The organism is Cognaticolwellia mytili (genome assembly GCF_002104475.1).
In the GTDB taxonomy this organism is placed as follows: domain Bacteria; phylum Pseudomonadota; class Gammaproteobacteria; order Enterobacterales; family Alteromonadaceae; genus Cognaticolwellia; species Cognaticolwellia mytili.
Window position 1 is genome coordinate 588,450 of sequence record NZ_NBOF01000001.1, and the last position, 14,575, is coordinate 603,024.

Here is a 14,575-nt window from a genome sequence, read left to right on the forward strand (position 1 = left end):
TTAAAATAAAGGGCTTTAAGTGATGTTTTAGCACTTGCCTCATAGTAGAAATGATGTAATTATTGTTTCATACCATTTACATGGATTTATAAAAATAAAAATGCAAATAGCACCAGGGGAGATACAAATGAAACAAAACCTTCGTAACGGTTTTTATAAAAAGCCTTTGGCTTTGAGTATTGCAGCCGCAATGATGACATTGGCAGGCGCTAGTGCTCAAGCAAAAAACTTTGAATTAGGAAAGTTTGATATTAGCTTCGATTCAACATTTTCAGCAGGCTCGAGCTGGCGTGTGGAAAATCGTAATTGGAATGACAATACAGGTAAATCGAATAATGTGAATAATGGCTTTGATTTTAGCCAATATAGTCCATATGCAACAAGCCTAAACCCAAATCCAACGCCAAACAATGCGACGGTTTGGAATGGTGCTGGCAGCTATTCTACTAATGGTGACAATGGCAATTTAAATTACGATGCTGGTGAAAGCTTCTCAAAATTAATTAAAGGCTCTCATGAGTTAGACGTGCGTTACGAAAATTTAGGCTTTTTTGCTCGTGGCATGTATTTTTATGATTTTGAAATGATGGACAATGACCGAGCTTGGGCTAACCCTAGTACGGGCAAGGTTAATGATCCATGTCGTGACGATGAAGCGCGTGATCAACTGTGTCGTGATATTCGCTTGTTAGATGCTTTTGTTTATGGTGATTTTGATATTGGTGAAATGCCATTTTCAGTGCGTGTTGGGCAACAAGTGATTAGTTGGGGCGAAAGCACCTTAATTTCTCATGGCATAAGTGAACTTAATCCAATTGATGTTGCTCGTTTAAAAGCGCCAGGCTCTGAATTAAAAGAAGCTTTTATTCCTTTTGGGGCGGTTTGGGCTTCTTTAGGTGTTACTGAAAACTTTAATGTTGAAATGTTTTATCAGTACAGCTGGGAAAAGACAGTATTACCAGCACCAGGTAGTTATTTTTCAAGCAATGATTTTGCTGGTGATGGTGGGCAGTATAATAATGTTCAACTTGGTTTTTCCGGCAATCCAGATATGGATCTTGATGGAATGATCCAGCATTTAAATGCATTCCGAAGTGATATTGCAAATGGTACAGTTTCTTTAGCCAATGCGGCATCTTCTTATTTAGGTGCTTTTCCGGCAAAAGTCACTTTAAGAGAAGCTGGCGCTGAAAATGAACCTGATGATGGTGGCCAATATGGTTTGCGTTTATCTTGGTTCTTACCAGAATTAAATGATACAGAAATTAGTCTATATCACATGAATTATCATAGTCGACGCCCAGTTTTCTCGGGTATAACGGCTGACTTTTCCACACAAGCACTAGTAGGGGATTTACTAACTACCGGAGAGTTAGGTGGTGATCTTGGTTATATCGTGAATAATCAGATTACAGAGCAAAACTATACTAATTTGAGTGCATTTTCTCGTGTTGAGCTCGACTATGTTGAAGATATAAAACTTTATGCGTTGAGCTTTAACACGGCGATTGGTACTACATCAGTAGCAGGTGAAGTGACATTCCGTCAAGATGAGCCATTACAAATTGATGATGTTGAATTACTGTTTGCGGCAATGCCTCAGCAGTTAGCCAATGATCAAGGTCGTGATGATCTTAATGGAATTTCACAGATGGATATATTCCCAGGTGGCTCAAGAGCTAATGGTTTTATTCTTTCTGATACCTTACAAGCGCAAGTAACTTTAACTCATTTATGGGGACCTTCATTTGGTGCTGGTCAATTAACGACACTACTTGAAGTCGGTGGTATTGATATTCGCGACATGCCTGATCAAGATGTTTTACGTTTAAATGGACCGGGTACTGATAGAAGTGGTGGTGTTTCTAATAATCGTTCAGGATTAAATATTGCGATACAAGATGGCGTTGAAAGCAACCCATTTCCAAGTGCATTTGCCTGGGGTTATCGCTTTGTCGGTAAATTAGATTATAGCAATGTCTTCGCTGGAATTAATATTTCACCAAAAATTGTATTTTCACATGACGTTAATGGTATTACTCCAGATCCATTGTTTTTGTTCGTAGAAGATAGAAAGTCAATGTCGCTTGGTGTAAATTTTGACTATCAAAGTCGTTGGTCGGCAGACATAAACTACAACAGCTTTTTTGGTGGTGTAGGAACAACTAATAAATTGGAAGATCGCGATTACGTGTCTTTTAACATTAAGTATTCTATATAAGACAGGTTTGAGGATTATTGTCATGAGAAATTTATTAAAAAATTCATTTAAAAAAGCCACGCTGGTATCAATGGCGGTGACTGTAGCGTTAACGTCAACGGTTGCTTCTGCGAAAATTAGTACAGAAGAAGCAGCTAAACTGAAAACAGAGTTGACACCATTTGGCGCTGTACGTGCTGCGAATGCAGACGGATCAATTCCAGAATGGACAGGGGGTATTACGTCAGCTCCTGCAGGTTACACAGTTGGCGATCATCATATTGACCCGTTTACTGGCGATAAAGTTCTTTACACTATTACGGCAAAAAATTTAGCAGAATATAAAGCGTTATTAACACCGGGACAAGTCAAGTTATTTGAGACTTACCCTGATAGTTATAAAATGGACGTATATCAGTCACGTCGTTCAGCTTCATATCCAGAACATGTTTATCAAGCAACACTTGATAATGCGACTAAATCTGAATTGGTTCAGGACGGAAATGGAATTATTGAAGCGGCAGTTGGCGTACCATTCCCTATCCCAAAGGATGGCTTAGAGGCAATTTGGAATCATATTCTTCGCTATCGCGGTGAAAAAATTATCCGGGAGGGGGGCCAAGCAGCACCCACTGCATCAGGTGACTACACTTATATGGGCTTTGATGATCAACTATTGATCCCATATGGTGTAAAGGGCGTTAAAGCTGAAGACTTACAAAAAACCAACATTTTGTTTAAGTTTAAGCAAAAAGTTACCGAACCAGCTCGTTTGGCTGGTACGGCATTATTAGTTCATGAGACGATGGACCAGATAAAAACCCCTCGTCAAGCATGGACTTATAACACTGGTCAACGTCGTGTCCGTCGTGCACCTAATGTTGCCTATGACGCACCTGGTACAGCTTCGGATGGTTTAAGGACTACAGATGATTTTGATATGTTTAACGGCGCACCAAATCGTTATACATGGAAACTTAAAGGTAAGCAGGAACTACTGATCCCTTACAATGATTACCGTTTACATAGCGATAACTTGAAATATGATCAAATTTTGCAACCAGGCCATATTAACCCTGACTTAGTACGCTATGAAAAACACCGTGTTTGGGTTGTTGAAGCGAGCTTGAAATCAGACACCCGTCATACTTATAAGAAACGTGTTTTTTATATTGATGAAGATAGCTGGCAAGTTGCGGTAACAGATATTTATGATAACCGTGATGAGTTATACCGTGTTGGTGTTGCCCATGGTATTAATTACTATGAAGTACCTACGCAATGGTCAACACTGGAAGTTTTTCATGATTTACAGTCTCGTCGTTATATTGCAATGGGCTTAGATAATGAAGCGAAAATGTATGATTTCTCGGCAGCGTTGAAGGATGTAAACTTTACCTCTTCGGCATTGCGTCGTGAAGGCCGAAGATAAGCTAATCACTTTAAAAACGGCTGGCAAATGCTAGCCGTTTTTTTTACAAAGTCTTCAAACAATTAGAATTTTCATTACTGTATTTTTTAGCTAAGCTAAAAAGACATAAACATTTATGGTATTGATGCGCATTTATCGCGTTAAACTTTTCCTAAACATCGATATCTTATTGAGGCGTGTCCTCAAAGGTAGAATTCATGGAGCTAATATCCTAACTTATGCGTCTTCTCGTTATTTTAATCATTTTTCTTTGTAGCAATGTTGTTCATGCTCAACTGCTTAGCGCGCGACAAGCCCCGTTAGCAAGCCAGTCACTTTTACTTGATATTACCAATATAGCGCAATCCAAGTTAGTTGCCGTTGGTGAACGTGGTCATATTCTTTTATCTGTCGACGGTGTGCAGTGGCAACAAGCCAATGTACCTGTACAATCAACCCTAACAGCAGTTTTTTTTCTTGATGAAACTCATGGTTGGGCAGTGGGGCATGACGCCACTATATTAGCCTCTAAAGATGGTGGAGAAACATGGCAAATACAGCAATATTTACCACAAGTGCAAAAACCACTATTAGATATACTTTTTACTGATAAAAATAATGGTATTGCCATTGGTGCTTATGGTTTATTTTATCGCACTACTGATGGCGGCCAGCATTGGGCAATAGAATATCATAATGAGTTCCTCTTTCCTGAAGATCAAGAATATTTAGCTGAACTAAAACTAGAAGATGAAGTAGCCTTCTTAGATGAACAAAGCAGTATTTTACCGCACTTTAACCGCATGTTCGCAAATGGCGACAATCTATATATGGTTGGCGAAATCGGTTTGATTGCTAAAAGCGATGATTTTGGCGTTACGTGGCAACAGTTCGATGAAATATATCCTGGCTCGTTTTATGATATTAGTCTTACTAACACCGGGACTGCTCTTGTTGCAGGGCTTCGCGGTAACATTTTTCGCAGCGCAAAAGGTGATAGCTCTTGGCAGGTAAGTAATAGTGCGGTTACTGCGTTGCTGAGCAGTATAATATTAACTAATGATCAGCGTATTTTTATTCTTGGCAATAACGGTGTGTTGTTAGAAAGCCGAGATGATGGGGTAACATTTGTTGAGCATCCGCAAAAAGATGGGAAAGCCTTGATTAGCGGTGTTTGGTTTAACAATAAAATAATCGCTGTGTCAGATGTTGGCATCAAAAATATTAACGTAACGAAGTAACGCTCATGAAATTGAATTTTTTTATAAATGTTGTCGAAGCAACACTTTTCCGTCGCCGTTTAATGGTACTGATATTTTTTGCCCTAACTAGCGTTTTTTTACTATTTCAAGCAACTCAAATTAAGCTTGATGCCGCATTTACTAAGCACATACCGCTTAACCATAGTTACATGAAAACTTATTTAAAGCATCGAGCAAATTTCGGTGGTGCAAATAATGTTTTGATTTCAGTCTGTGATAGTAGCGGTAATATATTTAACCCAGAATTTTTTACTGCCTTAAAAGGTGTGCATGACAAACTGTTTTTTATTCCAGGCGTTGACCGTATTCAGGTGAAGTCTTTATTTTCGCCGAGCACCCGTTTTGTTGAAATTGTTGAAGATGGTTTTGCTGGTGGTCCTGTAATTCCTGCCGATTTCAAGCCAGATGAACGTGGTTTGTCGGTAGTCAAAGGTAATATTGAAAAAGCGGGTATTGTCGGTAGTATCGTCGCAGATGATTATAGCTGTTCGATGGTGAAAACATCGTTAATGGAAATTGACCCTAATACCGGTGAAAAGCTTGATAGCATCGTGCTTGCTGAGCAATTTGAAAACGATATTCGTGGCGAGTTCGAACAAGGCAATATTTCAGTTCACATCATCGGTTTTACAAAAATGGTTGGTGATGTAGCACAAGGTGCGAAAGGGGTTGTCACGTTTTTTGGTATTGCGATTGCGATTACTACCTTAATGGTATTTTGGTTCTGTCGCTCAATTGCCCTTACGATATTACCGATCACTTGTTCTTTGGTTGCTGTAGTTTGGCAATTAGGCATGTTATCAACCATTGGTTTTGGTTTAGATCCAATGTCTATTTTGGTACCATTTTTAGTCTTTGCGATTGGCGTCAGTCATGGTGTTCAAATGATTAACTCCATATCGAAAATGGTTAATAATGGCAAAACTAGCAAAGAAGCGGCACAATTAAGTTTTCGGGTATTATTAGTTCCTGGTGGTATAGCCTTATTATCTGATACTGTCGGGTTTCTGACCTTATTATCAATCGATATTGGTATTATCCGTGAGTTGGCTATTACGGCATCACTTGGTGTTGCCATGATAATTCTAACAAACTTGATATTACTACCATTATTAGTTTCTTATATCCATGTCCCTAGAGATACTAAAGATGAGAGTGTCAAAAGCCAAAGTGACACTCGCGCCGAAAATGGCGATGGTGTATGGCATTTTATGTCTGCTTTTGCCACGCGTAAAGTCGCTTTGGTCATCTTAATTGCCACGGCAATACTTTATGCCGTTGGTTATCAAAAAGCACAAGAGATGAAAATAGGTGAGTTGCATGCAGGTGCTCCCTCATTGCACGAGACCTCTCGCTATAACCAAGACACTTTCTTGATCACTGATAAGTATGCTATCAGTGTCGATTATATGTCTGTGATTATTGAAACTACTGCAGATGCTTGTACTTATTATGAACATATGGATGTTATTGATAGATTTCAGTGGCGCATGGAAAATATTGAAGGAGTACAGTCAACGGTTAGCTTAGCTTCAATCGCAAAACTTGTGAATGCAGGCTATAACGAAGGGAACCCAAAGTGGCGCGCATTATCACGTAATCAACAAACGTTGGTGCAATCAATTGCTCGCGTGCCATCATCAAGTGGTTTATTAAATAATGACTGTAGTGTTATGCCTGTTATTTTGTTTTTACAAGACCATAAAGCAGAAACTATTAATCGCGTTGTTGATGCGGCTAAATTAGTTGCTGCTGAATTAGATAACGACGACTTAAGCTTTAAATTAGCTTCTGGGCCTGTTGGCGTTATGGCAGCAACGAATGAAGCTGTAGAGGCTGCTCAAATTCCTATGATGTTATATGTCTATGGTGCGGTTATAATTCTCTGCTTACTAAGTTTTAGAAGTTTAAGAGCTACTATTGCTGTTGTTGTGCCCCTATATGTTGTTTCGACCTTAGCGCAATGGTTAATGACTGAGCTTAATATCGGCTTAACTGTATCTACATTACCCGTAATTGCTTTAGGTGTGGGTATTGGTGTCGATTATGGTATTTATATCCTTTCGACTATGAGTGTTAAATTACGCAATGGCGCAAGCGTGCAAAGTGCGTATTTTGACGCTTTAAAAGAACGTGGCAGCGCAGTGTTGATTACCGGTGTGACTTTGGCTATTGGTGTATCAACTTGGTTTTTCTCTGATTTGAAGTTTCAAGTAGATATGGGGATTTTATTAACCTTTATGTTTTTGGTTAATATGATTGCTGCTGTACTGGTACTACCTGCTATAGCTGCATTTCTTTGGCCGGAGCAAAAAAAAACTGACAATGATTAAAAAACATTTTATGCATAAATAAACAAGAAAATGACCGAAAGGTCATTTTCTATTTATAACTAATGAATAAACACTTATTTGTAATCAAAAGAGTTACATAAAAGCACAGTTTTTAAAGTAATATATCTAAAATAGTACTCGCAATCGCTTAAGTTTATTAATAAAATTGCCGTAATAGTCTATTCTGATTAAAAAGACTAAAAAGATTCCAATTATTTCAAGCGTTTTATCCAAAAAGGAAAAAGGCATGGCGTTAGTAGACGGTTTACCTTCAGTGATACTTTCGAACGTAGCACAATTAATACAACAAAAAGTTCCAGCGACAACAGCTCCTCTTGTTAATCAATTTGCAGAGTTGCTTTATAACAACATTTCAACCTTAGATTTAGATCATAGAAACGATAGTGATATGTATGGCGCAACGTTAAGCTTGTGGAATACATTGAGCGATCATCAAGACGATAAACCTGTTATTAAAGTGTTTAATCCACAAATCTCAAAAAATGGTTGGAAATCAAGTCATACCATAATTGAAATTATTGTGCGCGATATGCCTTTTTTAGTCGACTCTGTGCGTATTGCTCTAAGCCGACTAAACCTGACTCCACATCTAATGTTAAATTCGCCAATTAAAATTATTCGCGATAAAAGTAAAAATATTACTCAGCTATCTGCAGCTGTTGATCATTCATTTAAATCTACATCCGTAGAAACCGTTTTCTTTATAGAAATCGACCGTCAAAACGACGCTGCAGTGCTAGAAAATATTACGAAAGAATTACATTCAGTTGTTAGTGATATTGCCGTGACAGTATCTGACTGGAAACCAATGCAAGAGCGTTTGCGTAGTGTTATTGAAGAAGCTAAAAAGGCTAAATTACCTTGCTCAAAAGCAGAGCAAAAGGAAAGTGTGAGTTTCCTAGAGTGGATGCTAGACGATAATTTTACCTTGTTAGGTCATCGCTCATATCATGTTAAAACCTTAGAAGGTGATATGGCATTATCTGCTGATGTTGAGTCGAGTCTAGGCTTGATGAATCAATATGATGGCACAAAAGAACGTTTAATATCTGGTTTAAGTGAATCTGCACGTGAAATTGCTTTAGGTGATAATTTACTTATTTTAACTAAAACTAATGCTAAATCTCGTGTACATCGCCCAGCGCACCTTGATTACATCGGTGTAAAACGCTTTGATGACAAGGGTAACGTTATTGGTGAAGAGCGCTTTGTTGGTTTGTTTGGCTCGGCGTATTACACCAACAGCGCCTTAAATTTACCATTGATTAAATCAAAGGTAGCCGGTGTTTGTAATGACTCTGGTTATGCTAAAGGCACACATGCGTATAAAGCACTAATCAATATTCTTGAAACTTACCCAAGAGATGAGATTTTACAAAGCTCACCAGCTGAACTATTGCATAATGTGATGGGTATTTTCCAAATGCAAGAACGTGATTATTCGGGCCTATTTATGCGCCGGGATTCTTTTAACCGTTTTTATTCTTGTATGGTATATGTGCCGCGTGAGCGTTATAACACGGCTTTACGTATTAATACGCAAAAACTACTACAAGAAGCGTTAGGAAGTACAGAGGAAGTAGAGTTTACGACTTATTTCTCAGAATCTGCGCAAGCACGAACGCACTATATAGTAAGAGTTAACTCGACAAAAGCAGACATTAATGTGAAAGAAATTGAAAAGAATTTGAATCATGCCGCACGTAGTTGGGATGATAATTTAGCCAATGCGTTAAATTCGCATAAAGGTGAAGCAAAAGGTAAAGCATTAAGCCGTAAGTACGCTAGCTTTCCTCAAGCTTATAAAGATGAAGTTTTACCGGGTACAGCCATTGTTGATATTGAAAAATTAGAAGCTTTGACTGCTGATAATCAACTTGAAATGTTGTTCTACCAACCACAAGAAGAAGATGCAGATAGCCGTTTCGTTAAATTGAAATTGTTCCATGCTGGTGAACCATTACATTTATCTGATGTTTTACCAATGTTAGAAAACTTTGGTTTACGTGTTATTGGTGAAAGCCCGTATGCGATTAGAACATTAAGTGGTGAGGTTTGCTGGATTTTAGACTTCTCAATGTTACTAACAGGTACTGGCAAATTTAATCTTGAAGTTGTGCAAAGTTTATTCCAAGACGCTTTTGCTAAAGTTTGGGCCGGGAAGTTAGAAGATGATGGTTTTAACCGTCTAATTTTAGGGGCTGAGCTTGGTGGCCGTGAAGTATCAATTTTACGTGCATTCTCAAAATATGAGCGTCAAATTGGTGGTACATTCAGTCAAAGTTATATCGAAGATACTTTTGCTCGTTACCCAAGTATTGCTGAGCTGCTTATTACATTATTTAATAAGCGCTTCTCTCCGAAGGTAAAAACTGGTGAGAAAGTAATTGAGAAATTATTAGCGAGTATTGAAACGTCACTAGACAAGGTCGCTAACCTAGACGATGATCGCATTATTCGCCGTTTTGTTGAAATGATCAATGCCACTATTCGTACTAACTATTTCCAACCGCATCCAGTAACCGGAGAGAAGTCATATATTTCTTTTAAAATATTGCCTTCACAAATTGCTGATGTGCCATTGCCTGTACCGGCATTTGAAATCTTTGTTTATTCTCCGCAAGTAGAAGGCGTGCATTTACGTGGTGGTAAAGTTGCGCGTGGTGGCTTACGTTGGTCTGACCGTCGTGAAGATTTCAGAACAGAGGTACTTGGCTTAGTTAAAGCGCAACAAGTTAAAAATACTGTTATTGTTCCGGTTGGCGCTAAAGGTGGCTTTGTTTGTAAACAATTACCTAAAGGTGATAGAAATGAAATTTTCGAAGCAGGTAAAGAGTGTTATAGAACCTTTATTCGTGGCTTATTAGATATCACTGATAACATTGTTGACGGTGAAATTGTGCCACCAGAAAACGTTGTTCGTTTAGATGAAGATGACGCCTACCTAGTTGTAGCAGCCGATAAAGGTACCGCTACTTTTTCAGATGTTGCAAATGCTATTTCAGAAGAATACAACTTCTGGATGGGTGATGCCTTTGCTTCAGGTGGCAGTGTGGGCTATGACCATAAAGCCATGGGCATTACCGCAAAAGGTGCTTGGGAGTCAGTGAAACGCCATTTTCGTGAAATGGATATTGATTGTCAAACAACTGACTTTACTTGTATTGCTATTGGCGATATGGCGGGTGATGTCTTTGGTAATGGCATGTTGCTATCAAAGCATATTCGTTTACAAGCTGCATTTAACCATATGCATATCTTTATTGACCCAAATCCAGATGCTGCAAGTTCGTACGTAGAACGTGAGCGTTTATTTAATTTACCAGGCTGTACGTGGGAAGATTACAATAAAGCGCTAATTTCTGAAGGTGGTGCTATTTTTAGCCGCCATGCAAAATCAATTAAACTGACGCCACAAATCAAAAAAATGATTGGCACGCAAAAACAAAGCATGTCCCCCATTGATTTAATGCAAGCACTATTAAAAATGCAAGTCGATCTGTTATGGAACGGCGGTATTGGTACTTATGTTAAAGGCTCTAAAGAATCTCACCTTGAAGTAGGCGACAGAGCAAACGATGCGTTACGTATTAACGGTGCTGAGTTAAACGCTAAAGTTGTTGGTGAAGGTGGTAATTTAGGCTTAACACAAATGGGTCGTATTGAATTTGGCGCTAAAGGTGGTCGAATTAATACTGATGCAGTAGATAACGCGGGTGGTGTTGATTGTTCGGATAATGAAGTTAACATTAAAATATTGTTGAATGGTTTAGTTCGCAGTGGGGATTTAACTGTTAAGCAACGTAATAAAATTCTTTATGATATGACCGATGAAGTTGGTGATATTGTAATTGATGATTGTTACCGTCAAACACATTCACTTTCTATTACTGAGCTACGTGGTGGTAGTCAGCTTAAAGAACAAGCACGCTTTATTACTGCTTTGGAGCGTTCTGGTCAGTTAGATAGAACGTTAGAATTTATTCCAAGTGATGAAGAGATTGCTGAGCGTTTAGCATCAGGCAAAGGCTTAACTCGTCCTGAGCTTTCCGTGCTACTTGCTTATAGTAAAATGGTTTTGAAAGAAGAACTCGTTTGTCCTGAAATTACCGACAATGAGTATTATCAAAGTTTATTAATTGAAGCTTTTCCTCAGCAGTTGCAAGATAAGTACACTGAGCAGATGCAAGATCACCCACTACGTGCAGAAATTATTGCTACTAAATTAGCTAATAATATTGGCAACGATATGGGCTTTAACTTTGTCAACCGTATGAAAGAAGAAACTGGCGCCACAACCGCTGAAATTACCACTTGCTATTCAATGTCTTGTGCGGTTTTTGAATTATCTGATATTTGGACTCAAATTAGTGACTTAGATAATAAAATATCTACGTCAATTCAAACAGAGATGTTATTCCAATTACGTCGTACAGTTCGTCGTGCAACACGTTGGTTCTTACGTCACCGTAACAAAGCGCTTAATATTGCTCAGTCAATTGAGTTTTACCATGGTACTTTTGCCGCATTGTCGAGCAACATTACGAAATTTATGGTTGACGAAGAAGCAGCACAGCTAAAACGTGTTGAAGATGATCTTATCAAAGCAGGTGCTCCGGCATCAGTGGCGTTGAGGATTTCACTACTAAGTACTTTATTCTCTGCAATGGATCTAGCTGAGATTGCTCAGTCTGATAACCATTCTATCGAGTTAGTCACTGAGCTTTACTTCCAACTTGGTGCAAAACTAGACTTACATTGGTTCTTAGATCAAATAACGTCTCAGCCAGTATCGAACCATTGGCAAGCGCTTGCCAGAGCTTCCTTTAGAGAAGAGCTTGATTGGCAACAACGCTCACTGACTTTAGTTATTTTAGGTAGTAATAAAAACTCTACCGATGTAAACGAAATGCTGGAGAATTGGTTCGCCGCTAGTACTCAGCCGCTAGAGCGTTGGCAGCATATTTTGGCTGATTTTAGAATTGGTCAAACTCATGAGTTTGCAAAGTTCTCTGTTGCACTCAGAGAGTTAATGTTATTAAGCTTACACTGCGACACCGTAGAATAGGTGTTAAGATCCCCGCCAATGAGCGGGGATTTTTTTGTCGTAAAAATGTGCTGGCCATTGCGATTTAGTTATAACGCGTGGGTAGCACGGTATTTAAACTTAGTTAAAGAGGTATTATGTTTTACTCAGCTATACGTAAAGTATTTTTCAAATTCGATCCTGAAGCTATTCATGAGTTAACGGTAAAAAGCTTTAAAGCGACGGGAGCAACACCACTTAATTTACTTTACAAACAAAACGTACCTAACAAACCAGTAGAAATTATGGGAATTAAATTTCCTAACCCTGTTGGCCTAGCTGCAGGGCTCGACAAAAACGGCGAATGTATTAAAGCCTTTGAAGCAATGGGCTTTGGTTTTGTTGAAGTGGGCACGGTAACGCCACGGCCACAACCAGGAAATGAAAAGCCGCGAATATTCAGATTACCAGAAGCTAATGCCATTATTAATCGTATGGGTTTTAATAATAAGGGTGTTGATTACTTAGTTGATCAAGTCATCAAAGCGAAATTTAATGGTGTATTGGGGATTAATATTGGTAAAAATAAAGATACGCCTGATGAAGATGCCAAAGATGATTATATTCACTGTATGCGCAAAGTTTATGACCATGCGACGTACATTACCGTAAATATCTCATCACCTAATACCCCAGGCTTACGCTCATTACAGTATGGTGAGGCGTTAAACGAACTATTGTCAGCATTAAAAGCTGAGCAGACCTCTTTAGCTGAGCAACATGGTAAATATGTTCCCGTTGCTGTAAAAATTGCTCCAGACTTGACCGCAGAAGAGGTTAGCTCTATTGCAGAATGTTTAATTGCTAATAATATTGATGGCGTTATTGCGACGAATACCACGTTGGCACGTGATAAAGTTGCTCATTTACGGTTTGGTGACGAGCAAGGTGGTTTAAGTGGTGCGCCGGTGAAAGAGCAAAGTACTAAGGTTATTCAATTACTTGCCACAGCATTAGATAACAAACTGCCAATTATTGGTGTTGGCGGTATTGCTTCTGGTAAAGATGCGCAAGAAAAAATTGCTGCAGGGGCTAAATTAGTACAAGTTTACACCGGTTTTATTTACCAAGGGCCTGAACTAGTTCAAGATATTGTAAAATCTTTATAAGAGCCTTGTATAAAATTTTACACTTAGTTACACATCGACTAGTAAGCTTTAAATAAATAAAAACGGTAGTCATATTTAGTGATTACCGTTTTTTATGTACAGGATGTACGGTATGTCGCGGGTGCATGGATGCACTGGAGCGTGTATGTACAGGATGTACGGTATGTCGCGGGTGCATGGATGCACTGGATATACGGTATGCCGCATTCACATGATCGTGGTGGTGCGCAGAATCACAGGTTAAGGTTTTATTACGGTCGATGATATTTTCTGACGTTTCGCTACTCTTGCTTCAACCGTTTCTAGACGCTCAAGCATTAGCTGCAGGCTCGTATCGAATTCATTAATACTTGTCGCTGTGATCATTTGTTGTTTATCACGAGTTTTTGAATTTGCGTCTAAGGTATTAAATTGTGATGCTAGCTTATTGATTTGATCTTTTATGGCATTGGCTGCAACAATTTGCTCTGATACTGCATCAACTGAAAATTCAGTGGCAGTAATTTTATCGTTTAATTCGTTTGTTGCCGCCACTTGTGCTTTAACCGCGTTAGTATTTTTACTTTGTTGTGACGCTATTTTTTTACTTTGAGAATTTAATTCTTTTATCTCTTTTTGGTTTTTACGCCAGGCAGATGCCCACAACTTGTCCATTTCTGTTAGCAATAACTCAGTTTTCTCGCTTATGGCTTCTAATTTTACTTTTAACGCAACGGTTGACTCGCCCATCTCTTCGCCAGTAGCGGAGAGTTGATTTTCAAGCTGCTGAATTCTTTGGTCACTACCATTCAAAGCGCTAGTTAATTTAAGTTGTTGTTGATAAAAGTACCAACCGCCACCCGCTAATGCCAAATATGACATGAACAATAATAGAGAAGTAGCAATAGATGTTGACGCTTTAGCGATATTCTCAGTTGGCTTAGCATTATCTATTTTTTTAGAATTTGTAGTATTTACACGCGCCGATTTTACTTGGTCATGATCTAAGGTAATAGTGGGAATTTCAGGTTCTACACGATTTGACAAGAGAGTGTCCTATTAACAATGAAATAGATAAAATATAAAGACTGTAACTGTATAATATTTAGAAAATATTGTACAAAAAAACCGACAAAATTAGCCGGTTTTTATTATTTTTCTGCATTGTCTCGTT

Annotated in this window: 7 protein-coding genes; 6 read left to right on the forward strand and 1 reads right to left on the reverse strand. The window is 38.6% G+C overall.

Annotated features, from left to right (window positions below; translation table 11 throughout):
• The first annotated feature begins 127 nt into the window (after positions 1-127).
• The 6 genes from B7C41_RS02515 to pyrD all read left to right on the forward strand — a co-directional run bounded on the left by B7C41_RS02515 (position 128) and on the right by pyrD (position 13,422).
• A complete protein-coding gene (locus tag B7C41_RS02515) occupies positions 128-2,221 on the forward strand; it encodes a DUF1302 domain-containing protein (RefSeq protein ID WP_085297172.1) in 2,094 nt (697 codons plus the stop codon).
• A 22-nt stretch (positions 2,222-2,243) separates the two neighbouring features.
• Positions 2,244-3,632, forward strand: coding sequence for a DUF1329 domain-containing protein (locus tag B7C41_RS02520; RefSeq protein ID WP_085297173.1), 1,389 nt, complete (start codon positions 2,244-2,246; stop codon positions 3,630-3,632).
• A 218-nt stretch (positions 3,633-3,850) separates the two neighbouring features.
• Positions 3,851-4,852: a WD40/YVTN/BNR-like repeat-containing protein gene (locus tag B7C41_RS02525; RefSeq protein ID WP_085297174.1), complete on the forward strand. Its 1,002-nt coding sequence runs from the start codon at positions 3,851-3,853 to the stop codon at positions 4,850-4,852.
• 5 nt (positions 4,853-4,857) lie between these two features.
• A complete protein-coding gene (locus B7C41_RS02530) occupies positions 4,858-7,206 on the forward strand; it encodes an efflux RND transporter permease subunit (protein WP_085297175.1) in 2,349 nt (782 codons plus the stop codon).
• Between the two features lie 247 nt (positions 7,207-7,453).
• Positions 7,454-12,295 (forward strand): NAD-glutamate dehydrogenase, encoded by a 4,842-nt coding sequence (locus B7C41_RS02535; RefSeq protein WP_085297176.1) that lies wholly within the window; start codon positions 7,454-7,456, stop codon positions 12,293-12,295.
• Between the two features lie 116 nt (positions 12,296-12,411).
• Positions 12,412-13,422 carry a quinone-dependent dihydroorotate dehydrogenase gene (pyrD, locus tag B7C41_RS02540; RefSeq protein ID WP_085297177.1) on the forward strand — a complete coding sequence of 337 codons (1,011 nt, stop codon included), beginning with the start codon at positions 12,412-12,414 and terminating at the stop codon, positions 13,420-13,422.
• 240 nt (positions 13,423-13,662) lie between these two features.
• Here pyrD and B7C41_RS02545 read toward each other — a convergent pair whose 3' ends face one another.
• Positions 13,663-14,448, reverse strand: coding sequence for a coiled-coil domain-containing protein (locus tag B7C41_RS02545; protein WP_085297178.1), 786 nt, complete (start codon positions 14,446-14,448; stop codon positions 13,663-13,665).
• Positions 14,449-14,575: the final 127 nt, after the last annotated feature.

Coding starts and splice junctions, on each gene's coding strand:
- B7C41_RS02515 (WP_085297172.1), top strand. CDS start 128: ATGAAACAAAACCTTCGTAACGGTTTTTATAAAAAGCCTTTGGCTTTG.
- B7C41_RS02520 (WP_085297173.1), top strand. CDS start 2,244: ATGAGAAATTTATTAAAAAATTCATTTAAAAAAGCCACGCTGGTATCA.
- B7C41_RS02530 (WP_085297175.1), top strand. CDS start 4,858: ATGAAATTGAATTTTTTTATAAATGTTGTCGAAGCAACACTTTTCCGT.
- pyrD (WP_085297177.1), top strand. CDS start 12,412: ATGTTTTACTCAGCTATACGTAAAGTATTTTTCAAATTCGATCCTGAA.
- B7C41_RS02535 (WP_085297176.1), top strand. CDS start 7,454: ATGGCGTTAGTAGACGGTTTACCTTCAGTGATACTTTCGAACGTAGCA.
- B7C41_RS02525 (WP_085297174.1), top strand. CDS start 3,851: ATGCGTCTTCTCGTTATTTTAATCATTTTTCTTTGTAGCAATGTTGTT.